This is a genomic window from Streptomyces sp. W16 (assembly GCF_033194735.1).
Classification (GTDB): Bacteria; Actinomycetota; Actinomycetes; order Streptomycetales; family Streptomycetaceae; genus Streptomyces.
On record NZ_JAWOAI010000097.1, the window covers coordinates 1 to 23,605 of the forward strand.

23 protein-coding genes and 1 pseudogene are annotated in these 23,605 nt (G+C 68.3%); 23 read left to right on the plus strand and 1 reads right to left on the minus strand.

What is annotated here, in order from left to right:
* The 21 genes from rho to R6V09_RS15670 form a co-directional block, all read left to right on the plus strand.
* The coding region (rho, locus tag R6V09_RS15570; protein ID WP_317881996.1) for a transcription termination factor Rho at positions 1-1,272 on the plus strand (1,272 nt) is incomplete at its 5' end.
* Between the two features lie 139 nt (positions 1,273-1,411).
* Positions 1,412-3,265 carry a trypsin-like serine protease gene (locus R6V09_RS15575; RefSeq protein WP_317881997.1) on the plus strand — a complete coding sequence of 618 codons (1,854 nt, stop codon included), beginning with the start codon at positions 1,412-1,414 and terminating at the stop codon, positions 3,263-3,265.
* 196 nt (positions 3,266-3,461) lie between these two features.
* Complete coding sequence (locus R6V09_RS15580) at positions 3,462-4,601, plus strand: LCP family protein (RefSeq protein ID WP_317881998.1); 1,140 nt, start codon at positions 3,462-3,464, stop codon at positions 4,599-4,601.
* Between the two features lie 186 nt (positions 4,602-4,787).
* Positions 4,788-5,012, plus strand: a complete 225-nt coding sequence (rpmE, locus tag R6V09_RS15585; RefSeq protein WP_317881999.1) for a 50S ribosomal protein L31 — start codon at positions 4,788-4,790, stop codon at positions 5,010-5,012.
* 106 nt (positions 5,013-5,118) lie between these two features.
* Entirely contained in the window at positions 5,119-6,195 is a 1,077-nt protein-coding gene (gene prfA / locus R6V09_RS15590) for a peptide chain release factor 1 (protein ID WP_317882000.1), read from the plus strand.
* A gap of 55 nt (positions 6,196-6,250) precedes the next feature.
* On the plus strand, positions 6,251-7,096 hold the full coding sequence (prmC, locus tag R6V09_RS15595) for a peptide chain release factor N(5)-glutamine methyltransferase (protein WP_019073183.1): 846 nt from the start codon (positions 6,251-6,253) through the stop codon (positions 7,094-7,096).
* 55 nt (positions 7,097-7,151) lie between these two features.
* The gene (locus R6V09_RS15600; protein ID WP_033285396.1) at positions 7,152-7,799 is read left to right on the plus strand and encodes an L-threonylcarbamoyladenylate synthase; all 648 of its coding nucleotides are present in this window, start codon (positions 7,152-7,154) and stop codon (positions 7,797-7,799) included.
* Positions 7,796-8,464, plus strand: a complete 669-nt coding sequence (locus R6V09_RS15605) for an arsenate reductase/protein-tyrosine-phosphatase family protein (protein ID WP_026179237.1) — start codon at positions 7,796-7,798, stop codon at positions 8,462-8,464. The genes R6V09_RS15600 and R6V09_RS15605 overlap by 4 nt, the downstream gene beginning before the upstream one ends.
* A 233-nt stretch (positions 8,465-8,697) precedes the next feature.
* Positions 8,698-9,936: a serine hydroxymethyltransferase gene (glyA, locus tag R6V09_RS15610; RefSeq protein WP_317882001.1), complete on the plus strand. Its 1,239-nt coding sequence runs from the start codon at positions 8,698-8,700 to the stop codon at positions 9,934-9,936.
* Between the two features lie 53 nt (positions 9,937-9,989).
* Positions 9,990-10,502 (plus strand): hypothetical protein, encoded by a 513-nt coding sequence (locus R6V09_RS15615; protein WP_317882002.1) that lies wholly within the window; start codon positions 9,990-9,992, stop codon positions 10,500-10,502.
* 197 nt (positions 10,503-10,699) lie between these two features.
* Positions 10,700-12,019: an MraY family glycosyltransferase gene (locus R6V09_RS15620; protein WP_317882003.1), complete on the plus strand. Its 1,320-nt coding sequence runs from the start codon at positions 10,700-10,702 to the stop codon at positions 12,017-12,019.
* Positions 12,020-12,313: 294 nt separating this feature from the next.
* Entirely contained in the window at positions 12,314-12,727 is a 414-nt protein-coding gene (locus R6V09_RS15625; protein ID WP_317882004.1) for a hypothetical protein, read from the plus strand.
* 225 nt (positions 12,728-12,952) lie between these two features.
* Positions 12,953-13,774 (plus strand): F0F1 ATP synthase subunit A, encoded by an 822-nt coding sequence (atpB, locus tag R6V09_RS15630; protein WP_317882005.1) that lies wholly within the window; start codon positions 12,953-12,955, stop codon positions 13,772-13,774.
* 75 nt (positions 13,775-13,849) lie between these two features.
* A complete protein-coding gene (locus R6V09_RS15635) occupies positions 13,850-14,092 on the plus strand; it encodes a F0F1 ATP synthase subunit C (protein WP_317882006.1) in 243 nt (80 codons plus the stop codon).
* Between the two features lie 43 nt (positions 14,093-14,135).
* Positions 14,136-14,678 (plus strand): F0F1 ATP synthase subunit B, encoded by a 543-nt coding sequence (locus R6V09_RS15640; protein ID WP_317882007.1) that lies wholly within the window; start codon positions 14,136-14,138, stop codon positions 14,676-14,678.
* Complete coding sequence (locus R6V09_RS15645) at positions 14,675-15,490, plus strand: F0F1 ATP synthase subunit delta (protein ID WP_317882008.1); 816 nt, start codon at positions 14,675-14,677, stop codon at positions 15,488-15,490. Before R6V09_RS15640 ends, R6V09_RS15645 begins: the two co-directional genes overlap by 4 nt.
* Before the next feature lie 130 nt (positions 15,491-15,620).
* Positions 15,621-17,210, plus strand: coding sequence for a F0F1 ATP synthase subunit alpha (atpA, locus tag R6V09_RS15650; protein ID WP_317882009.1), 1,590 nt, complete (start codon positions 15,621-15,623; stop codon positions 17,208-17,210).
* Between the two features lie 20 nt (positions 17,211-17,230).
* On the plus strand, positions 17,231-18,145 hold the full coding sequence (locus R6V09_RS15655; RefSeq protein WP_317882010.1) for a F0F1 ATP synthase subunit gamma: 915 nt from the start codon (positions 17,231-17,233) through the stop codon (positions 18,143-18,145).
* Entirely contained in the window at positions 18,145-19,581 is a 1,437-nt protein-coding gene (gene atpD / locus R6V09_RS15660; RefSeq protein ID WP_019060726.1) for a F0F1 ATP synthase subunit beta, read from the plus strand. Before R6V09_RS15655 ends, atpD begins: the two co-directional genes overlap by 1 nt.
* 111 nt (positions 19,582-19,692) lie before the next feature.
* Positions 19,693-20,067 (plus strand): F0F1 ATP synthase subunit epsilon, encoded by a 375-nt coding sequence (locus R6V09_RS15665; protein WP_019060727.1) that lies wholly within the window; start codon positions 19,693-19,695, stop codon positions 20,065-20,067.
* 138 nt (positions 20,068-20,205) lie between these two features.
* Positions 20,206-20,652, plus strand: coding sequence for a DUF2550 domain-containing protein (locus R6V09_RS15670; RefSeq protein ID WP_317882011.1), 447 nt, complete (start codon positions 20,206-20,208; stop codon positions 20,650-20,652).
* An 81-nt stretch (positions 20,653-20,733) separates the two neighbouring features.
* Here the strand turns inward: R6V09_RS15670 and R6V09_RS15675 are convergent, their stop codons facing one another.
* Positions 20,734-22,560 carry a glycoside hydrolase family 18 chitinase gene (locus tag R6V09_RS15675; RefSeq protein ID WP_317882012.1) on the minus strand — a complete coding sequence of 609 codons (1,827 nt, stop codon included), beginning with the start codon at positions 22,558-22,560 and terminating at the stop codon, positions 20,734-20,736.
* A gap of 163 nt (positions 22,561-22,723) precedes the next feature.
* Between R6V09_RS15675 and R6V09_RS15680 the strand changes: the two genes are divergently transcribed.
* Both R6V09_RS15680 and R6V09_RS15685 read left to right on the plus strand, forming a co-directional pair.
* The gene (locus R6V09_RS15680; protein ID WP_317882013.1) at positions 22,724-23,419 is read left to right on the plus strand and encodes a response regulator transcription factor; all 696 of its coding nucleotides are present in this window, start codon (positions 22,724-22,726) and stop codon (positions 23,417-23,419) included.
* Positions 23,416-23,605 (plus strand): annotated as a pseudogene (locus R6V09_RS15685) (two-component sensor histidine kinase); the annotation flags it as partial. The gene R6V09_RS15680 and the pseudogene R6V09_RS15685, both read left to right, overlap by 4 nt.

Consider the following 23,605-nt stretch of genomic DNA (forward strand, 5'->3'; position numbering starts at 1 on the left):
GACAACGGCCCGCAGGACGACGACGAGTTCGGCGACGGACGCCGCGGTCGCCGCGGCCGTTACCGCGACCGTCGCGGCCGTCGTGGCCGTGACGAGTTCGGTGGTGGCGCCGCGGGCGAGCCGCAGGTCGCGGACGACGATGTCCTGATCCCCGTCGCGGGCATCCTCGACATCCTCGACAACTACGCCTTCATCCGTACGTCGGGCTACCTGCCGGGTCCCAACGACGTGTACGTCTCCCTCGCCCAGGTCCGCAAGAACGGCCTGCGCAAGGGCGACCACGTCACCGGCGCGGTCCGTCAGCCGAAGGAGGGCGAGCGCCGCGAGAAGTTCAACGCGCTCGTGCGCCTGGACTCGACCAACGGCATGGCCCCCGACTCCGGGCGCGGGCGGCCGGAGTTCAACAAGCTGACGCCGCTGTACCCGCAGGACCGGCTCCGTCTGGAGACCGACCCGGGTGTGCTGACGACCCGCATCATCGACCTCGTCGCGCCGATCGGTAAGGGCCAGCGCGGTCTGATCGTGGCCCCGCCGAAGACCGGCAAGACCATGATCATGCAGGCGATCGCCAACGCGATCACGCACAACAACCCCGAGTGCCACCTGATGGTCGTCCTGGTCGACGAGCGTCCGGAAGAGGTCACCGACATGCAGCGGTCGGTGAAGGGCGAGGTCATCTCCTCGACCTTCGACCGCCCGGCCGAGGACCACACCACGGTCGCCGAGCTCGCCATCGAGCGCGCCAAGCGGCTGGTGGAGCTGGGCCACGACGTCGTCGTCCTGCTCGACTCGATCACGCGTCTGGGCCGTGCCTACAACCTCGCCGCCCCCGCCTCCGGCCGCATCCTCTCCGGTGGTGTCGACTCGACGGCGCTGTACCCGCCCAAGCGCTTCTTCGGCGCCGCGCGCAACATCGAGGACGGCGGCTCGCTGACCATCCTCGCCACCGCGCTCGTCGACACCGGCTCGCGCATGGACGAGGTCATCTTCGAGGAGTTCAAGGGCACCGGCAACGCCGAGCTCAAGCTCGACCGGAAGCTCGCCGACAAGCGCATCTTCCCCGCGGTGGACGTCGACGCGTCCGGTACCCGTAAGGAAGAGATCCTGCTCGGCAGCGACGAGCTGGCCGTCACCTGGAAGCTCCGCCGGGTGCTGCACGCGCTCGACCAGCAGCAGGCGATCGAGCTGCTCCTCGACAAAATGAAGCAGACGAAGTCGAACGCGGAGTTCCTGCTCCAGATCCAGAAGACCACTCCCGGCAACGGCGACTGAGGCAAGTCAGCGTCATCGGAGGGCCGCCCCCTTGTTGAGGGGGCGGCCCTCCGCGTTGTCAGTGGCCCCCTGTACGATCGCGCCCTTCGGACCTGCTTTCGACAGTCGTCCGAACTTCTGATCCCGAGGGGGGACTTGAATGGGTACGCCCATGCTTGGGGCTGGTCGGCACAGACGCCGGATACGTTTCGCCCTGCCCGTCGCCGCGGCCGGTATCGCCGCCGCCGTGACCGCCGCAGTGCTGACGACGTCCGCCGGCGCTGCCACCGCGCTCCCGACACCGACCGCGAAGCCCGTCGTCAGCCAGCCGTCGCTCGCCACGCTGAAGAAGCGCATCGTGGGCGCCGAGGCCGGTGACGACATCGCCGGTCAGACGACCAAGAAGTCGACCCGTAGCGCGAGCACCACCGCCACGACCGTCAGCCCGAAGATCATCGGCGGTACGACGACCACCATCAGCACCGCGCCGTACATGGCGCAGCTCTGGTACTACGACGACAAGGGCACCACCAGCGAGAGCGACGACATCGGCTTCTTCTGCGGTGGCTCGGTCATCTCGCCGTCGAAGATCCTGACGGCCTCGCACTGCGTCAAGGGCTACAACTGGGCCAAGTACGGCGCCGTCGTCACCAGCGCCACCGTGCTGCCGACCAGCGACGCCGACGGCAACACCGATCTGCACGGCGGCCAGGCCACCGCGGTCCTGCGCCAGTGGAACCACCCGTCGTACAACGCGGCGACCGTCGACAACGACGTGGCGGTCCTGACCCTGGCGGCCCCCGTCAAGGCGACCCCGATCCGCATGACGACGAACACCGACACGACGTCGTACACGGGCACGGCCGCCAAGACCGCCAAGGTCTACGGCTGGGGCCGTACCAGCTCCAGCACGGAGGACATCTCCGAGACGCTGAAGACGGCCTCGCTGCCGATCCAGTCGGACGCCACCTGCGCCGCCGCCTACGGCAGCCTGTACATCAAGGGTCACAACGTCTGCGCGGGCGAGGCCGCCACCGGCAGCGACACCACCACGACGGCCATCTGCAACGGCGACTCCGGCGGCCCGCTGGTCGCCGCCGGCCGGATCGTCGGTGTCGTCTCCTGGAGCGCCGACGACGGTGACGCCACCACCGTCAACGACTGCGTCGTCGAGGGCACCTACGGCGTCTTCGCCAAGGTCAGCGCGTACGCCGGCGCGGCCTACGCGCAGGTCGACGACGGCAACCTCAGCTACACCGACAACAAGGCCGACATCTACGCCCGCAAGTCCTCCACCAAGGTGGGCTACGAGCTGGACTCCAAGGGCACCTCGCTGGCCGCCCGCCAGTCCCTGGGCGACTGGGGCGGCGTCAACCTGGTCCGGTCGGCCGACCTGAACCGGGACGGCTTCCAGGACTGGGTCTACCGGACCACCGCCGGCGCGGTCTACTGGGACCACTTCGTGCTCAACAGCGCGCGGGACGACGGCAGTTGGGTCAGCACGAAGATCTTCGCCAACTGGAAGACCCGCACCCGGATCGTCGCCCCCGGTGATGTCACCGGCGACTACCTGCCCGACCTGATCTCGGTCGACAGCTCCGGTGTCCTGTGGATCTACCCGGGCAAGGGCAACGGCACCTTCTCCTCGCCGTCTCGGGTCGGCGGGGGCTGGAGCCAGTACAACGTGCTGGTCGGCAAGGGCGACTTCACCGGTGACGGCAAGGCCGACCTGCTCGCCCGCAACAAGAGCACCGGCGCCGTCTACCTCTACAAGGGCGCCGGCAAGTCCGGCACGGGTGCCTTCGCGGCCCGCGTCAAGGTGCGCAGCTGGGGCAGCTACAACGCCTTCGACTCCGTCGGCGACTTCACCGGCGACGGCAAGGCGGACCTCCTGATCCGCAACGCCAGCGGCTCGCTGTACGTCTACCCGGGCACCGGCAAGGCGACCAGCGAGATCTTCGGCACACCGAAGTCGCTTGGTACCGGTTTCCAGCAGTACGACATCTTCGGGTGAAATAGCAGGTGAGCGCGGCCTGACCCGCTGACATGACTACACAGAGTGCCCATCGCCGTACGCGATGGGCACTCTGCGTTGTGCAACCCTTTGTCGAGTTTCCCCGTCTGACCAGGCGGACGAAAATGGAGCGGTACTGACCGCGCCCGACCCTGAAAGCAGGGGGTAACCGACCGGACGAGAGACCGAGGAGCCCATGTCCGCCGAGAGCACGCCGGAGCCCGCCATACCGGGCAAGGACGGCAACAGCGGCCCGCGCCACCGCGCCGGAGGCCGCAAACAGAAGAACCGCAGTCCGCGCCACCGGGCCCTGATGATCACGGCCTGGGTAGCGGGAGGCGTCCTGGTGCTGGGCGGCACCGGCGCCGGGTACGTGTACTTCAAGCTCAACGGCAACATCAAGAGCGTCGACATCAACCAGGCCCTCGGCACCGACCGGCCGGTCAAGGTCGACAACGGCTCCGAGAACATCCTCGTCCTGGGCTCCGACTCCCGCTCCGGCACCAACAAGAAGCTGGGCGGCGGCACCGACGACGGCAGCGCCCGCTCCGACACCGCGATGATCATCCACGTCTACAAGGGCCACAAGAAGGCCAGCGTGGTGTCCATCCCGCGCGACACCCTCGTCGACCGCCCCGAGTGCACCGACACCAAGGGCGTCACACACGACGCGGCCTCCGGCGTGATGTTCAACGAGGCGTACTCGACCGGCGGCGCCGCCTGCACGGTGAAGACCGTCGAGTCCATCTCCGGTCTGCGCATGGACCACTACCTCGAAGTCGACTTCGCCGGCTTCGAGAAGCTCATCAACGAGCTCGGCGGGGTCCAGATCACCACCACCAAGGACATCAAGGACCCGCAGAGCCACCTGAACCTCAAGGCCGGCGAGCACACGCTCAACGGCTCGCAGGCCCTCGGCCTGGTCCGCACCCGGCACGGTGTAGGCGACGGCTCCGACCTCGGCCGCATCCAGCTCCAGCAGGCGTTCATCAAGGCCCTGGTCAACCAGGTCAAGCACGTCGGCCTCCTGACCAGCCCGACCAAGCTGTTCGACCTCGCCAACACCGCCACGAAGGCCGTCACCACCGACTCCGACCTCGGCTCGGTGAACTCCCTCACGTCCTTCGCAAACGGCCTCAAGGGCATCAGCTCCGCCAACATGAACATGGTCACGATGCCGGTCGAGTACGACCCGGCCAACCCGAACCGCGTGATCATCGAGAAGTCGAAGGCCCAACTGGTCTGGACGGCCTTGAAGAACGACCAGCCGATTCCCGCGTCGGCAACCAAGGGCACGGCAACAGGCGAAGCCAAGGGCGTCGTAACAACTTCCTAGGGCGCAACCCCTCAAGGGGCGCGGGGAACTGCGCGACCAGCCCCCACGCACCCGCAGGGAATAGATCACAGACGGACCCGGTTTTGGGGGATGGCCCCAGTCCTGGCAGACTGGTACGTCGGCCCCGGTTCACGCCCCGCAAACCCGCGGAGCGACCCGGCGCCCTCCCGAACCTAGGAGACACCCTTGAAGCGCGAGATCCACCCCGAGTACGTCGAGACCCAGGTCAGCTGCACCTGTGGCGCGTCGTTCACCACCCACAGCACGATCGCGAGCGGCACCATCCGCGCCGACGTCTGCTCCGAGTGCCACCCGTTCTACACGGGCAAGCAGAAGATCCTCGACACCGGTGGCCGCGTGGCCCGCTTCGAGGCCCGCTTCGGCAAGGCTGCTGCCGGCTCCACGAAGTAGCGAGCTTCCATTTCGCCGGTCCACGGCCACGCCCCTCTACAGGCGTGCCGGGACCGGCGTTTTTGGTCGCCCGCCTTCCCTTCCGTACGCATTTCAGGAGCCCAAGATGTTCGAGGCTGTCGAGGACCTCATCGGCGAGCACGCCGACCTTGAGACGAAGCTCGCCGACCCGTCGGTCCACGCCGACCAGGCCAACGCGCGCAAGCTGAACAAGCGCTACGCCGAGCTCACCCCGATCGTCGCCACGTACCGCTCCTGGAAGCAGACCGGCGACGACATCGAGACCGCGCGTGAACTCGGCGCCGACGACCCGGAGTTCGCGGCCGAGGTCAAGGAGCTGGAGAAGACGCGCGACGAGATCACGGAGAAGCTGCGGCTGCTGCTCGTGCCGCGTGACCCCAACGACGACAAGGACGTGATCCTTGAGGTCAAGGCGGGCGCGGGCGGCGACGAGTCAGCCCTGTTCGCCGGTGACCTGCTGCGCATGTACCTGCGGTACGCGGAGCGCGTCGGCTGGAAGACCGAGATCATCGACGCCACCGAGTCCGAGCTGGGCGGCTACAAGGACGTCCAGGTCGCGGTGAAGACCAAGGGCGGCAACGGCGCGACCGAGCCCGGCCAGGGTGTCTGGGCGCGGCTGAAGTACGAGGGCGGGGTGCACCGCGTGCAGCGGGTGCCCGCGACCGAGTCCGCGGGCCGTATCCACACCTCGGCCGCCGGTGTCCTCGTCACCCCCGAGGCGGAGGAGGTCGACGTCGAGATCAACCCGAACGACCTCCGCATCGACGTGTACCGCTCGTCCGGTCCCGGCGGCCAGTCCGTCAACACGACCGACTCCGCGGTGCGCATCACGCACATTCCCACCGGAGTCGTCGCCTCCTGCCAGAACGAGAAGAGCCAGCTGCAGAACAAGGAGCAGGCGATGCGTATCCTGCGCTCCAGGCTGCTCGCCGCGGCACAGGAGGAGGCGGAGAAGAATGCCGCCGACGCCCGCCGCAGCCAGGTCCGCACGGTCGACCGCTCCGAGAAGATCCGCACGTACAACTTCCCGGAGAACCGCATCTCCGACCACCGCGTCGGATTCAAGGCGTACAACCTGGACCAGGTCCTGGACGGCGACCTCGACGCGATGATCCAGGCTTGCGTCGACGCGGACTCGGCCGCCAAGCTCGCGGCGGCGTAACACAACGGCACGCACGGCACGTTCGGCACGGACGAGTACGACACGGAGGACTTGCGTGAACCTGCTGCTAGCAGAGGTGGCCCAGGCCACCCAGCGGCTGGCCGACGCCGGCGTGCCCTCGCCGCGCAACGACGCGGAGGAGCTCGCCGCGTTCGTGCACGGTGTGAAGCGGGGCGAGCTGCACTCCGTGAAGGACGTGGACTTCGACGCCCGCTACTGGGAGACCATCGCCCGCCGCGAGCAGCGCGAGCCGCTCCAGCACATCACCGGCCGCGCCTTCTTCCGGTACCTGGAACTCCAGGTCGGGCCGGGGGTGTTCGTGCCGCGCCCCGAGACCGAGTCGGTCGTCGGCTGGGCCATAGACGCGGTCCGCGCGATGGACGTCGTAGAGCCACTGATCGTGGACCTCTGCACCGGCTCCGGCGCCATCGCGCTCGCCCTCGCGCAGGAGGTCCCGCGCTCCCGGGTGCACGCCGTGGAGCTGTCCGAGGACGCCCTCCAGTGGACCCGCAAGAACATGGAGGGGTCGCGGGTCGACTTGCGGCAGGGGAATGCCCTGGACGCCTTCCCCGACCTCGACGGCCATGTCGACCTGGTCATCTCCAACCCGCCGTACATCCCGCTCACCGAATGGGAGTACGTCGCTCCCGAAGCCCGGGACTACGACCCCGAACTCGCCCTGTTCTCAGGGGAGGACGGCCTCGACCTGATCCGCGGCATCGAGCGCACCGCACACCGTCTCCTCCGTCCCGGCGGTGTCGTCGTCATCGAGCACGCCGACACCCAGGGCGGCCAGGTGCCGTGGATCTTCACCGAGGAGCGTGGCTGGGCCGACGCGGCCGACCACCCCGATCTCAACAACCGCCCGCGCTTCGCGACCGCCCGCAGGGCGACGCCGTGACCGGCGCCCCGACTTTCGACCCGCAGCAGTACGTGTACGAGGAGGCCCGCTAGACATGGCACGGCGATACGACACCAATGACGCGACCGACCGCACGACGGGTCTGCGCGAGGCCGCGTCCGCCGTCCGCCGGGGCGAACTCGTGGTCCTGCCGACCGACACGGTCTACGGCATCGGGGCCGACGCGTTTTCTTCGGAGGCCGTCGCCGATCTCCTGGACGCCAAGGGCCGGGGCCGCAACATGCCCACCCCCGTCCTCATCGGCTCCCCGAACACGCTGCACGGCCTCGTCACGGACTTCTCCGAGCTGGCCTGGGAACTCGTCGACGCGTTCTGGCCGGGCGCCCTCACGCTGGTCGCCAAGCACCAGCCGTCCCTGCAGTGGGACCTGGGGGACACCCGGGGCACGGTCGCCGTCCGCATGCCGCTGCACCCCGTCGCCATCGAGCTCCTGACGGAGGTCGGCCCGATGGCCGTCTCCTCCGCCAACCTCACCGGGCATCCCGCGCCGGAGGACTGTGACGCGGCGCAGGAGATGCTCGGCGACTCGGTCTCCGTGTACCTCGACGGCGGCCCGACGCCCGGCAACGTGCCGTCGTCGATCGTCGACGTCACGCGCGAGGTCCCGCTGCTGCTGCGGGCCGGCGCGATCTCGGCCGAGGAGCTGCGGAAGGTCGTCCCCGACCTTGAGGTGGCGAATTGACAGCCCCTGACGCGGGGCGTGGCATAGGCAACGGGGAAGTGACGGGGACCTTCGGGCTTCCCATGGACAGCTTCCGCATCCTCCACGTCAGCACCGGCAACGTGTGCCGCTCGCCGATCACCGAGCGGCTGACCCGTCATGCCCTGGCGGACCGGCTCGGCGACCCGCTGTGGGGCGGGCTCATCGTGGAGAGCGCCGGCACCTGGGGCCACGAGGGCGCGCCCATGGAGACCAACGCGGCGACGGTCCTCACCGACTTCGGCGCGGACCCCTCCGGGTTCACCGGGCGTGAGCTGCTCGACGACCACGTGATCCGCGCCGACCTGGTGCTGACCGCCACACGGGACCACCGCCAGCAGGTCATCTCCATGGGCCACTCGGCGGGCCTGCGCACCTTCACCCTGAAGGAGTTCACCCGCCTGGTGAAGGCGATCGACCCGGCGACCCTGCCGCCCCTGGAGGACGGCATGGTGGCCCGCGCCCGCGCCCTGGTCCGCGCGGCGGCGGCCCTGCGCGGCTGGCTCCTGGCCCCCACGGCGGAAGCGGACGAGGTCTTCGACCCCTACGGCGCCCCGCTCCCGTTCTTCCGCTCCATCGGCGACGAGATAAACCAGGCGATCGACCCGGTGGTGACGGCGCTCACGGGTGTACCTGCGCGGACTTGATCCGGCGGAAGCACAGCCGGCGGACGGAGTCCGCCGCAGCGGCTCGAAGCCTGGGAGGCCCGCTGGGGCCGAGCAGTGCGAGAGGCGCGTCGGGGATGGGGCTAAACCAGGCGATCGACCCGGTGGTGACGGCGCTCACGGGTGTGCCCGCGCGGACGTAGCAACAGCCGCGCGCCCCACCCGTCCCGGGCCTACATTGGACGTACGTCACCGTCGACGCCCCGGAGTCCACCATGTCGGTCACCCCTGTCCTTGAGACCGATGTCCTGCGCCGTCAGGACCCCGAGCTGGCCGAGATCCTGCTCGGGGAGCTGACCCGGCAGTCGACGACGCTCCAGCTGGTCGCCGCCGAGAACTTCACCTCGCCCGCCGTGCTGGCCGCGCTCGGCTCCCCGCTCGCCAACAAGTACGCCGAGGGCTACCCCGGCGCCCGCCACCACGGCGGCTGCGAGATCGTCGACGTCGCCGAGCGCGTCGCCGTGGACCGGGCGAAGGCACTGTTCGGCGCCGAGCACGCCAACGTGCAGTCCCACTCCGGCTCTTCGGCCGTCCTCGCCGCCTACGCGGCCCTGCTGCGCCCCGGCGACACCGTCCTCGCGCTGGGCCTTCCCTACGGCGGTCATCTCACCCACGGCTCGCCCGCGAACTTCTCCGGCCGCTGGTTCGACTTCGTCGGCTACGGCGTGGACGCCGAGACCGGGCTCATCGACTACGACCAGGTGCGCACCCTGGCCCGCGCGCACCGCCCCAAGGCGATCGTGTGCGGCTCCATCGCCTACCCCCGCCACATCGACCACGCCCTCTTCCGCGAGGTCGCCGACGAGGTGGGCGCCTATCTCATCGCCGACGCCGCCCACCCCATCGGCCTCGTCGCCGGGGGAGCGGCGCCGAACCCGGTGCCGTACGCCGATGTCGTCTGCGCCACCACGCACAAGGTGCTGCGCGGGCCGCGCGGCGGGATGCTGCTGTGCGGGAGCGAGCTGGCCGAACGGGTGGACCGGGCGGTGTTCCCGTTCACCCAGGGCGGCGCGCAGATGCACACCATCGCCGCGAAGGCCGTCGCGTTCGGCGAGGCGGCGACACCGGCCTTCACGGCGTACGCCCATCAGGTGGTCGCCAACGCCCGGGTGCTCGCGGCCGGGCTGGCCGCGGAGGGGCTGATCGTCACCACGGGTGGCACCGACACCCATCTGATCACCGTCGACCCGATGCCCCTCGGCGTCGACGGCCGCACCGCGCGGGGTCGGCTCGCCGCCGCCGGAGTGGTCCTGGACTGCTGCGCGCTGCCGCATGGTGAGGCCCGTGGCCTGCGGCTCGGTACGGCCGCGGTGACCACGCAGGGCATGGGGGAGGGCGAGATGGCGGGCATCGCGGCGCTCCTCGCAGGCATACTGCGCGGCCGGGTCGATGCCAAGCGGGCGCGCGACGAAGTGCGGGAGCTGGTCGACGCCTTCGCGCCGTATCCCGGGTGAGGGCCGATGAAAATCCATTGTTGACCGTGTGTTGTCAACACTATGGTCGCCCGGTGAAGAAAAGACATCTTGCTGCCACGGTAGCCGCGGCCCTCGTCCTTCTCGGTCTCTCCGTGCCGTCCGCCCAGGCGGAGACGGACAAGTGCAACAGCTCCCAGTCGAAGCGGGTTGCGCTGCCCAACAAGTCCGACCTCGACATCGACGTCACCCTCTGCGTCGTCCGCACCACCGACAACAAGGTTTTTGCCTTCGTGCAGTTCAGCACCTCGGCGGCCACACTTCCTGCCGCGGTCGGCAGGAAGTTCGACGGGTTCACCGTCAACGCCCGCCTGGAGTACCGCTTCTCCACGGGCGGTGTCGACTACATCAACCAGTCCCGCACCTGCGACTTCACGGCGTCGGTCAATGACAAGTGGGCGGGCACCGGGACCTGCACGACCCCCAGCACCACCTGGGACGGCGACCTGTGCTGGTCGGCGGACGGCCAGATCCACTGGGACATCGACGGCGACGGCAAGAGCTGGCAGGACCCCTGGCAGCTGACCGGTTCGCCGCTGCTCAGCTGAGAAACCGTGGTCCCGGGCACGTTCGGTCCGCCGCGTAGATCCAGTCAAACGGGGTAGGCGGCACGCTGGACGTGCCCTGCTGCGAACGGCTCACAGCCACACGTGCAACCATCTGTGCTACCCGGAAGTCCCCAACCATATGCGTCCCTCGCTAGGGTGTGGGGCTGTGATGGCCAGCGAGACCTGTGGGGAAGCCTGTGCGTGAATACCTGCTGACGCTCTGCGTGACGGCCGCGGTGACGTATCTGCTGACCGGGCCGGTGCGGAAGTTCGCGATCGTGGCCGGGGCGGTGCCGGAGATCAGGGCCCGTGACGTGCACCGGGAACCCACTCCGCGGCTCGGCGGTATCGCCATGTTCTTCGGCCTGTGCGCCGGTCTGCTGGTCGCGGACCATCTGACCAACCTCAGCGAGGTCTTCCAGAACTCGAACGAGCCGCGCGCCCTGCTCTCCGGAGCTGCCCTGATCTGGCTGATCGGTGTCCTGGACGACAAGTTCGAGATCGACGCCCTGATCAAGCTGGGCGGCCAGATGATCGCCGCCGGCGTGATGGTCATGCAGGGTCTGACGATCCTGTGGCTACCCATCCCGGGTGTCGGCAACGTCGCGCTGACCCAGTGGCAGGGCACCCTGCTCACCGTCGCCCTGGTCGTCATCACCATCAACGCGGTCAACTTCGTCGACGGTCTCGACGGTCTGGCCTCCGGCATGGTGTGCATCGCCGCCGCCGCGTTCTTCCTGTACGCCTACCGGATCTGGTACTCGTACGGCATCGAGGCCGCCGCCCCGGCCACGCTCTTCTCGGCGATCCTGATGGGCATGTGCATCGGCTTCCTGCCGCACAACATGCACCCCGCCCGGATCTTCATGGGCGACTCCGGCTCGATGCTGATCGGGCTTGTGCTGGCCGCGGGCGCTATCTCCATCACGGGACAGGTCGACCCGGACGCGCTCCAGCTGTTCGTCGGCTCCGAGAAGGCGGCGGTGCACCAGACGGTGCCCGTCTACATCCCGCTGCTGCTGCCGCTGACGATCATCGCGGTGCCGGCCGCCGACCTCGTGCTGGCGATCGTCCGCCGCACCTGGCGGGGCCAGTCGCCGTTCGCCGCGGACCGCGGCCATCTGCACCACCGGCTCCTGGAGATCGGCCACTCGCACAGCCGGGCGGTGCTGATCATGTACTTCTGGTCGGCGCTGATCGCGTTCGGCGCGCTCGGCTACTCGGTCAACTCGGCCTCGATGTGGATCGTCCTCGGCATCGTCTTCCTGAGCGCGATCGGTCTGGTGCTGCTTCTGCTGCCGCGCTTCACCCCGCGTGCGCCGCGTTGGGCCGAGCACCTGGTGCCGCCGCGTTACCGCCGTCGCAGGGCGGCAGTTGAGCCCGTCGTCGTGCTGGCGGAGGAGGACCGCCACCCGCGTCCGCCGGTTGTCGCCGGAGTGTCAGGAGTCAACGGGGCGACCGCTGTCGGCCCCCGTTCGAGGCTCCTGGACGGACGTAAAGCGGAGTCCTCGCGCTGACGCCAAGGTAAGAATCTGACTAAAGCGTTGCCATCTCGTGGGAGGACAAAGCCTCCCCATACCAGACAAGTTGGCCGCTATTTTGCACAGACGCGCACTGTCACTCTCATGTGTGACAGCAAGCACACCTTCTAGGTAAAGACCGCATCAAATAGTTTGTGATACGGTTCACGAGAACCCGGGACAGAGCCGAAGGACCGCAGTGCGACGGTCCATTGGCGTGAGGTTCTCTCTCATCCCGGGACTACGCTCGTCCATGACGACACGCCCCCCTTAGCAAGCGGAGTTGCCGCCATGCCGTCCAATGACGCCCGGATTCTCCTTCAGGCCGCTGTGCCCACAGCTGCCGTCGGCGCGATTGCCGCCGTCGTCAGTGGTGTGGTCGCCGGCGGCAAAGGAGCTATTGGGGCAGCCGTTGCGACGCTGATCGTGATCCTCTTCATGGGAATCGGGCTCTACGTTCTGCAGCGCACTGCCAAATCGCTTCCGCACCTGTTCCAGGCGATGGGCCTCATGCTCTTCGCGGCGCAGATTCTTCTGTTGTTCATCTTCCTCGCCGCGTTCAAGCACACCACGCTGTTCAATCCCAAGGCCTTCGCGTTCACCCTGCTCGTCGGAACCATCATCTGGACCGCCGCGCAGACCCGTGCCCACATGAAGGCCAAAATCCTCTACGTCGAGCCCGAGAAGTCGGAGCACTCGTCGTGAGAGGTAGGGCCGGGATAAGAGCACGTAAGCGACCCTGCTATCGTCCGGTGCCAACTGCGGCATCGCGGGCGCGGGCATCTGAGCTGACGCCTGCTCAATCGCGAGGCTCGATGCCCCACTGCCGCCCCCACATCCGTAACACCAGTCCAGTGCCGAACCGCGGCTGCGCGCCGCGCCGACACAACGAGGTTGCCGTACCTATGCGCCACGCTGAAGGAGCCCGCGGTGAGTGCTGACCCGACGCAGGTGCTCGCCTTCGAGACCGACTGCCACATCTTCGACGGCTGTGGCTTCCCGGCTCCCGGCCTGCACTCGTTCCTGTTCAAGCCCCTTCTGGGGGACGGCGACAGCAACGTGTACTTCAACAAGCCGATGCTGCTGGCGCTGATCGGCTCGGTCATTGTCGTCGGCTTCTTCTGGGCCGCCTTCCGCAAGCCGAAGGTCGTCCCCGGCAAGCTGCAGATGGTCGCCGAGACCGGTTACGACTTCATCCGCCGCGGTGTCGTCTACGAGACCATCGGAAAGAAGGAGGGCGAGAAGTACGTACCGCTGGTCGTCTCGCTGTTCTTCTTCATCTGGATGATGAACCTCTGGTCGATCGTCCCGGTCGCCCAGTTCCCGGTGACGTCGATCATCGCGTACCCGATCGTCCTCGCGATCATCGTCTACATCACCTGGGTCTCGCTGACATTCAAGCGGCACGGATTCGTCGGTGCCTTCAAGAACTTCAGCGGTTACGACAAGTCGCTCGGCCCGGTTCTCCCGCTGGCGATGGGCATCGAGCTGCTCTCGAACCTGATCGTCCGGCCGTTCACGCACGCGGTGCGACTGTTCGCGAACATGTTCGCGGGCCACACCCTGCTGCTGCTCTTCACGATCGCCAGCTGGTATCTGCTGAACGGCATCGGCATCGCCTACGCGGGTGTCTCGTTCGTCATGGTCCTCGTGATGACGGCCTTCGAGCTCTTCATCCAGGCCCTGCAGGCATATGTCTTCGTGCTCTTGACCTGCACCTTCATCCAGGGCGCGCTCGCCGAGAACCACTGAGCAGCACCCCTCCCAGACCCCCTGAGAGTCCGGTGGCCAACCCCCGCCGGTCCGTATAGATAAGGAAGAATCGGCATGTCCGCTCTCCAGACCCTTGCTGCCGACGGCATCCACGGCTCCCTCGGTTCCATCGGCTACGGCCTCGCCGCCATCGGCCCCGGCGTCGGCGTCGGCATCATCTTCGGTAACGGCACCCAGGCTCTTGCCCGTCAGCCCGAAGCTGCCGGCCTGATCCGCGCCAACCAGATCCTCGGCTTCGCCTTCTGTGAGGCGCTCGCCCTCATCGGCCTGGTCATGCCGTTCGTCTACGGCACCTGATCGACCGCGATCAGCGACAGCCCACTAGACGAAAGGCACTGACATGAGCCAGTTGCTCATTCTGGCGGCCGAGAAGGAAAACCCTCTCATTCCGCCGATCCCCGAGCTCGTCATCGGCCTGATCGCCTTCGTCATCGTCTTCGGCTTCCTCGCCAAGAAGCTCCTCCCGAACATCAACAAGGTTCTGGACGAGCGCCGCGAGGCCATCGAGGGCGGTATCGAGAAGGCCGAGGCCGCCCAGACCGAGGCACAGAGCGTGCTTGAGCAGTACAAGGCTCAGCTCGCCGAGGCCCGGCACGAGGCCGCGCGGCTGCGCCAGGAGGCGCAGGAGCAGGGCGCCACGCTCATCGCCGAGATGCGCGCGGAAGGCCAGCGGCAGCGCGAGGAGATCGTCGCCGCCGGTCACACGCAGATCGACGCCGACCGCAAGGCCGCTTCGCAGGCACTGCGCCAGGACGTGGGCAAGCTCGCCACCGACCTGGCCGGCAAGCTCGTCGGCGAGTCCCTTGAGGACCACGCCCGGCAGAGCCGTGTGATCGACCGTTTCCTTGATGAGCTTGAGGAGAAGGCCGAGGCCGCGCGATGAACGGAGCGAGCCGCGAGGCCCTGGCAGCCGCACGTGAGCGTCTCGACGCGCTGACGGACTCCACGTCCGTGAACGCGGCGCAGCTCGCCGACGAGCTGGCCGCCGTCACCGCGCTGCTCGGCCGTGAGGTGTCGTTGCGTCGGGTCCTCACCGACCCGGCGCAGGACGGCGAGGCGAAGGCCCAGCTGGCCGAGCGCCTGCTCGGCGGTCAGGTCGGCGGCCCCGCCCTCGACCTGCTGTCCGGCATGGTGCGCTCCCGCTGGTCGCAGTCCCGCGACCTGGTGGACGCGCTGGAGGAGCTGGCGGCCACCGCCGACCTCACCGCCGCCCAGCAGTCGGGCCAGCTCGACGACGTCGAGGACGAACTGTTCCGGTTCGGCCGGATCGTCTCCTCGAACACCGGGCTGCGCGCCGCGCTGACCAACCGCGCGGCGGGCACCACGGCCAAGAGCGAGCTGCTGAGCAGCCTGCTCGGCGGCCGGGCCAAGCCGGCCACCGAACGACTGGTGACGCGCCTTGTGACCGCGCCCCGGGGACGTAGCCTGGAAGCGGGACTCGAATCCCTGTCCAAGCTCGCCGCCGAGCGCCGCAGTCGCCTGGTCGCGGTCGTCACCACGGCGGTCCCGCTGAGCGACCCGCAGAAGCAGCGCCTGGGCGCCGCCCTCGCGAAGCTCTACGGCCGTCACATGCACCTGAACATCGACGTGGACCCCGAGGTCCTCGGCGGTATCCGGGTGCAGGTCGGCGACGAGATCATCAACGGCTCCATCGCGGACCGCCTCGATGACGCCGCTCGCCGCATGGCGGGCTAGCAGCACCCATACAAAGACGTAGTAAGGCGGCCCGAGTTGGGCCGTGCAGAGGATTCACCTCGTCATGGGGGGAGTCCCCCCATCCCCCCAAGTGAAACTTCGGGCCCAACAAGGAGAGCAGGGAACCCAGATGGCGGAGCTCACGATCCGGCCGGAGGAGATCCGGGACGCGCTGGAGAACTTCGTCCAGTCGTACAAGCCGGACGCGGCCTCGCGCGAGGAGGTCGGTACGGTCACCCTTGCCGGCGACGGCATCGCGAAGGTCGAGGGCCTGCCCTCGGCCATGGCCAACGAACTGCTGAAGTTCGAGGACGGCACCCTCGGTCTCGCGCTCAACCTCGAAGAGCGTGAGATCGGTACCGTCATCCTCGGCGAGTTCAGTGGCGTCGAGGAGGGCCAGCCGGTCACCCGTACCGGCGAGGTCCTGTCCGTCGCCGTCGGCGAGGGCTACCTCGGCCGTGTCGTCGACCCGCTCGGCAACCCGATCGACGGCCTCGGCGAGATCGAGACCACCGGCCGCCGCGCCCTGGAGCTGCAGGCCCCGGGCGTCATGGTCCGCAAGTCGGTGCACGAGCCGATGGAGACCGGCTACAAGGCCGTCGACGCGATGACCCCGATCGGCCGTGGCCAGCGTCAGCTGATCATCGGCGACCGCCAGACGGGCAAGACCGCCCTGGCCGTCGACACGATCATCAACCAGCGCGACAACTGGCGCTCGGGCGACGTGAACAAGCAGGTCCGCTGCATCTACGTCGCCATCGGTCAGAAGGGCTCCACCATCGCCTCCGTGCGTGGTGCGCTCGAAGAGGCCGGCGCGCTGGAGTACACGACCATCGTCGCCGCCCCGGCGTCCGACCCGGCCGGCTTCAAGTACCTGGCGCCGTACACCGGTTCGGCCATCGGCCAGCACTGGATGTACGACGGCAAGCACGTCCTCATCATCTTCGACGACCTCTCGAAGCAGGCCGACGCCTACCGCGCCGTGTCCCTGCTGCTGCGCCGTCCGCCGGGCCGCGAGGCCTACCCGGGTGACGTCTTCTACCTGCACTCCCGTCTGCTGGAGCGCTGCGCGAAGCTCTCCGACGAGATGGGCAAGGGTTCGATGACCGGTCTGCCGATCGTCGAGACGAAGGCCAACGACGTCTCGGCGTTCATCCCGACCAACGTCATCTCCATCACCGACGGCCAGTGCTTCCTGGAGTCGGACCTCTTCAACGCCGGTCAGCGCCCCGCGCTGAACGTCGGTATCTCCGTCTCCCGAGTCGGTGGTTCCGCGCAGCACAAGGCGATGAAGCAGGTCTCCGGGCGTCTGCGCCTCGACCTCGCCCAGTACCGCGAGCTGGAGGCGTTCGCCGCCTTCGGTTCCGACCTGGACGCCGCGTCGAAGGCCCAGCTGGAGCGCGGTCAGCGTCTGGTCGAGCTGCTCAAGCAGCCGCAGTACCAGCCGATGCCCACCGAGGACCAGGTCGTCTCCGTGTGGTCCGCGACCACCGGCAAGATGGACGACGTACCGGTCGCCGACATCCGCCGCTTCGAGAAGGAGCTGCTGGAGTACCTGCACCGCAAGGAGCAGGGCCTCATGACCTCCATCAAGGAGGGCGGCAAGATGTCGGACGACACCCTCACCGCCGCCGCGGACGCGATCGCCGAGTTCAAGAAGCAGTTCGAGACCTCGGACGGCAAGCTCCTCGGCGAGGACGCCCCGGCCGCGGCCAAGTGACGTAGGAAGGGACCTGACTCATGGGAGCCCAGCTCCGGGTCTACAAGCGTCGCATCCGATCCGTCACCGCGACCAAGAAGATCACCAAGGCGATGGAGATGATCGCCGCCTCGCGCGTCGTCAAGGCGCACCGCAAGGTGCAGGCCTCGACGCCGTACGCGAAGGAACTGACGCGTGCGGTCACGGCGGTCGGTACGGGTTCCAACACCCGGCACCCGCTGACCACCGAGGCCGAGACGCCGACCCGTTCCGCTGTGCTGCTCCTCACGAGCGACCGCGGTCTGGCCGGCGCCTTCAACTCCAACGCCATCAAGGCCGCGGAGCAGCTGACCGCGCGTCTTGAGGCCGAGGGCAAGGAGGTCGACACGTACATCGTCGGCCGCCGCGGTGTCGCCCACTACAACTTCCGTGAGCGCAAGATCGCGGAGCAGTGGACCGGCTTCACCGACCAGCCCGAGTACGCGGACGCGAAGAAGGTCGCGGGTCCGCTCATCGAGGCCATCGAGAAGGAGACGGCCGAGGGCGGCGTGGACGAACTCCACATCGTCTACACCGAGTTCGTCTCGATGATGACGCAGACGCCGATCGACAGCCGGCTGCTGCCCCTCAGCCTCGAAGAGGTCGCGGAGGAGGCGCCCTCGGGCGAGATCCTTCCGCTGTACGACTTCGAGCCGTCGGCGGAGGACGTCCTGGACGCCCTGCTGCCGCGGTACGTCGAGAGCCGTATCTACAACGCGCTGCTCCAGTCGGCTGCCTCCAAGCACGCCGCCACCCGCCGCGCGATGAAGTCGGCGACCGACAACGCGGGAGACCTGATCACCACGCTCTCCCGTCTTGCCAACGCGGCCCGCCAGGCCGAAATCACCCAGGAAATCAGCGAGATCGTCGGTGGCTCCGCAGCCCTGGCCGACGCGACCGCGGGGAGTGACAAGTAATGACGACGACAGTTGAGACGGCCGTTGCCACGGGCCGCGTCGCCCGGGTCATCGGCCCGGTCGTCGACGTGGAGTTCCCCGTCGACGCGATGCCGGAGATCTACAACGCTCTGCACGTCGAGGTGGCCGACCCGGCCCTGGACGGTGCGAAGAAGACGCTGACCCTGGAGGTCGCCCAGCACCTGGGTGACGGCCTGGTCCGCACGATCTCGATGCAGCCCACCGACGGTCTGGTCCGCCAGGCCGCCGTCACCGACACGGGTACGGGCATCACCGTCCCGGTTGGCGACTTCACCAAGGGCAAGGTGTTCAACACCCTCGGTGAGGTGCTGAACAGCGACGAGAAGTACACGGGCGAGCGCTGGTCCATCCACCGCAAGGCCCCCCGCTTCGACGAGCTTGAGTCGAAGACCGAGATGTTCGAGACCGGCGTCAAGGTCATCGACCTGCTCACCCCGTACGTCAAGGGCGGCAAGATCGGCCTGTTCGGCGGTGCCGGCGTCGGCAAGACGGTGCTCATCCAGGAGATGATCTACCGCGTCGCCAACAACCACGACGGTGTCTCCGTGTTCGCCGGTGTCGGCGAGCGCACCCGTGAGGGCAACGACCTCATCGAGGAGATGGCCGACTCGGGCGTCATCGACAAGACGGCGCTCGTCTTCGGCCAGATGGACGAGCCCCCGGGCACCCGTCTGCGCGTGGCCCTGGCCGGTCTGACCATGGCGGAGTACTTCCGCGATGTGCAGAACCAGGACGTGCTGTTCTTCATCGACAACATCTTCCGCTTCACGCAGGCTGGTTCCGAGGTCTCGACCCTGCTCGGCCGCATGCCCTCCGCGGTGGGCTACCAGCCGAACCTGGCCGACGAGATGGGTCTCCTCCAGGAGCGCATCACCTCGACCCGCGGTCACTCGATCACCTCGATGCAGGCGATCTACGTCCCCGCGGACGACCTGACCGACCCGGCCCCGGCCACCACCTTCGCCCACCTCGACGCGACGACGGTTCTCTCCCGTCCGATCTCCGAGAAGGGCATCTACCCGGCCGTGGACCCGCTGGACTCCACGTCCCGCATCCTGGACCCGCGCTACATCGCGGCGGAGCACTACAACACCGCGATGCGCGTCAAGACGGTCCTCCAGAAGTACAAGGACCTCCAGGACATCATCGCGATCCTCGGTATCGACGAGCTGGGCGAGGAGGACAAACTCACCGTCCACCGTGCCCGTCGCGTGGAGCGCTTCCTGTCCCAGAACACCCACGTTGCCAAGCAGTTCACCGGCGTCGACGGGTCGGACGTCCCGCTGGACGAGTCGATCGTGGCCTTCAACTCGATCATCGACGGCGAGTACGACCACTTCCCGGAGCAGGCGTTCTTCCTCTGCGGTGGTATCGAGGACCTGAAGGCGAACGCGAAGGAGCTGGGCGTCTCCTGACCCCGTGCTTCACCTGAGGGGGTGGGGCGTGTCCCACCCCCTCTTCCACGCCCACTAGAATTGAACCCAACACCCGGCACGACCGCCGGGTGGTGACCCGAGGAGCCCACCTTGGCTGCTGAGCTGCATGTCGAGCTCGTCGCCGCGGACCGCCAGGTCTGGTCCGGCGAGGCCACCCTGGTCGTCGCGCGCACCACGTCCGGCGACATCGGCGTCATGCCCGGTCACCAGCCGCTGCTCGGTGTGCTGGAGTCGGGCCCGGTGACCATCCGCACGAGCGACGGCGGGACGGTCGTCGCCGCGGTGCACGGCGGTTTCATCTCGTTCGCGGACAACAAGCTGTCGCTGCTCGCCGAGATCGCCGAGCTGTCGGACGAGATCGACGTCCAGCGCGTGGAGCGCGAGCTGGAGCAGGCGAAGGCGGCGGGCGACGAGTCCGCCGAGCGCCGCGCGGACGTCCGACTGCGTGCGGTGGAGACGCGCTGAACCCAGCTCTGACGCGATGACGTGACTCAGCCGCGGCTGGGACCGGAGGAATCCGGCCCCAGCCGCGGCTGAGGCGAATGTGGGTGTTTTTTCCGTTCCGTTACCTGTTTTGCCTAGGAGACGAGGAGGTCGGTGTCGATGGTCCTCGCTCTGACTGTGTGCGGAATTGTTGTCGCCCTTGTGGCGGTGGCCCTGTTCGTCTTCGGCCTGCGCCGCAGACTCATCCAGCGCTCCGGCGGCACCTTCGACTGTTCGCTCCGCTGGGACGTACCGGAGAAACCCGACACCAACGGCAAGGGCTGGAGCTACGGCGTCGCCCGCTACAACGGCGACCGCATCGAGTGGTACCGCGTCTTCTCCTACGCCTACCGCCCGCGCCGCACCCTGGAACGCTCGGCGATCGAGGTCGCCGGCCGCCGCCTCCCCGAGGGCGAGGAGGAGCTGGCGCTGCTCTCCGACGCGATCATCCTGACCTGTCTGCACCGGGGCACGCGCCTCGAACTCGCCATGAGCGAGGACGCGTTGACGGGTTTCCTGGCCTGGCTGGAGGCGGCTCCGCCCGGCCAGAGGGTCAACGTGGCGTGAACTGACCACGCCCTACACAGCAACGCACCGCGGACAGACCGGAGAGGTCTGTCCGCGGTAGGGCGCTGAGCAGCGTGGGGATCAGCTCAGCCCGCTGTTGATGGCGCTCACCAGCTCACCGTTGCTGGTGTCGCCGCTGAAGTCCCAGAAGAACGCGCCGCCCAGACCCTGGGTCTTGGCCCAGCTCATCTTTCCGGCGATCGTGCTCGGGGTGTCGTAGGACCACCAGTTGGTGCCGCAGTGGGCGTACGCCGTGCCCGCGATGGTGCCGGTGACGGGGCAGGACGTCTTGAGGACCTTGTAGTCCTCGATGCCCTGTTCGTAGGTGCCGGGCGCGGGACCGGTGGCCGTGCCGCCCGGGGCGTCCTGGGTGACTCCGGTCCAGCCTCTGCCGTAGAAGCCGATACCGATCAGGAGCTTGCTCGCGGCGACGCCCTTCGACTTGAACTTGGCGATCGCGTCGGCCGTGGTGAAGCCGGGCGTCGGGATGCCGGTGTAGGTGGTGAGCGGGGAGTGCGGGGCGGTGGGGCCGGTCGCGTTGAAGGCGCCGAAGAAGTCGTACGTCATCACGTTGTACCAGTCGACGTACTGGGCCGCGCCCGCGTAGTCGGCGGCGTCGATCTTGCCGCCGGAGGTGCCGTCCGCCGTGGTGGCGGCCGTGACCAGGTTGCTGGAGCCGAACTTGGCGCGCAGGGCCTGCATCAGGTTCTTGTACGCCGCCGCACCGCTGGTGTCGCAGGACAGACCGCAGGCATTGGGGTACTCCCAGTCGATGTCGATGCCGTCGAACACGTCGGCCCAGCGCGGGTCCTCGACCAGGCTGTAGCAGGAGTTGGCGAACGCGGTCGGGTTGGCCGCGGCCTGGGCGAAGCCGCCGGACCAGGTCCAGCCGCCGAAGGACCAGAGGATCTTGATGTTCGGGTACTTGGCCTTCAGCTCGCGCAGCTGGTTGAAGTTGCCGGCCAGCGGCTGGTCCCAGGTGTCGGCGACGCCGCTGACCGACTGGTCGGCGGTGAACGTCTTCTGGTAGTCGGCGTAGGCGTCGCCGATCGCGCACTGCCCGTTGGTCACGTTGCCGAAGGCGTAGTTGATGTGCGTGATCTTCGCGGCCGAGCCCGAGGTCACCAGGTTCTTGACCTGGTAGTTACGGGTGTAGGTGCCCCACTCGGTGAGGTAACCGAGCTTGACCTTGTTGCCCGCGGTCGGGGGAGTGGTGGTACCGCCCGTGGTGTGCACGGCGACCGCGCCGCTGACCGGTCCGGTCTGGTCGGCGGTGTCGCGGGCCTGCACGGTGTACGAGTAGTCGGTGCCGGCGGTCAGGCCGGTGTTCGTGTACGACGTGGTCGTGACCGTGGCGACCTTGGTGCCGTCGCGCAGGACGTCGTAGTTCTTGATGCCCTTGTCGTCGGTGGCCGCGCTCCAGGACAGGTTCACCGAGGTGTCGGTGATCGAGGAGGCGGTGGGGGTGCCGGCCGCGGAGGGGGCCGCGTCACCGGGGACGGTGGTGCCGCCGTCACAACTGCCGCCGTTCAGCAGACAGTTGGAGGGCGCGCCGGAGCCGGCGCCGTTGAAGCCGAAGGAGACGGAGGCGCCCGCGGCGATGGTGCCGTTGTAGGACTTGTTCTTCGCGGTCCAGTGGTTCCCGGAGTTGGTGACGTCCGCGTCCCAGGCCGAGGTGACGGACGTGCCGGAGGGGAAGTCCCACTCGACCGTCCATGAACTGATCGCGCTGGTACCGGTGTTCTTGACGGTCCACTGACCGCCGAAGCCGGTGCCCCAGTCGCTGGACTTGGTGAAGGTGGCGGTGGCGGTCGACGCGGCCTGGGCGGGGGCTGCCAGGCCGACGAGAGCGGCGAGCGGGAGCAGCAGGGTCGCGAACCCGGCAACTGCTCTGGTTCTGAAGCGCATTGAGCGCCTCCTTGGGGGTATAAGGGGCGCGACTGAGCCTTCGCACCCACAGTGCCGCGAGAATAGAAAGGTCTGGACCATAGGTCAATAGGTCTGGACCACTTGGGAGTCGGGGGTGCATGATCCCCGAATTCTTGGCTCATACGGGTCGTACGCTGTCCGGATGAGTAGCAGCGGCAGCCCCGGAGCGGTGCTGGTGGTGGACGACGATCCGGCCATCCGCCGCTCGCTGGAGCGCGGGCTGCGGTTGAGCGGCTTCCGGGTGCGGACGGCGGAGGGTGGGCGGGAAGCCCTGGACGCGATCCAGGAGACGTCCCCCGACGTCCTAGTCCTTGACGTGTCGATGCCCGGGATGACCGGCATCGAGGTGTGCACCCGGCTGCGCGACGACGGCCAGGACCTGCCCGTGCTGATGCTCTCGGCGCTCGACGAGACCGCCGACCGCATCGCCGGGCTCCAGGCGGGCGGCGACGACTATCTGGTGAAACCCTTCGCCCTGCAGGAACTGGTGCTGCGGCTGCACGCGCTGCTGCGCCGCCGCCCGCCCACGGGCGAGGTGCTGCGGGTTGCCGGACTGGTGATCGACCCGGCGGCCCGTACGGCGGTGCGGGACGGGCGGGCCCTGGAGCTGACCCGGCGCGAGTTCGAACTCCTTGAGGTGCTCGCCCGCAACGCCGGGCTGGTCCTCACCCGCGACCAGCTTCTGGAGCGGGTCTGGGGCTACGACTTCGACGTCCGCACGGACACCGTCGACACCTTCGTCAGCTATCTGCGGCGCAAGCTGGAGGCGGAGGGGCGGCCCCGGCTGGTGCACACCGTGCGCGGGGTCGGGTTCGTGCTGCGGGAAGTGCCGTCGTGAAGCTGTCGACCCGGATCGGAATCGCGGTCGGACTGACCGTGCCCCTGCTGGTGCTGGCCTCCGGCTGGCTGCTGCTCCGGCTGGTCGACCACGACCTGCACAACGCCGAGGACGACCATCTGCGCGCCCGCGCCGCCGCCGTGACCCCGGACGCCCGCGCCCTGCTGCGCGCCTCCTCCGCCGACC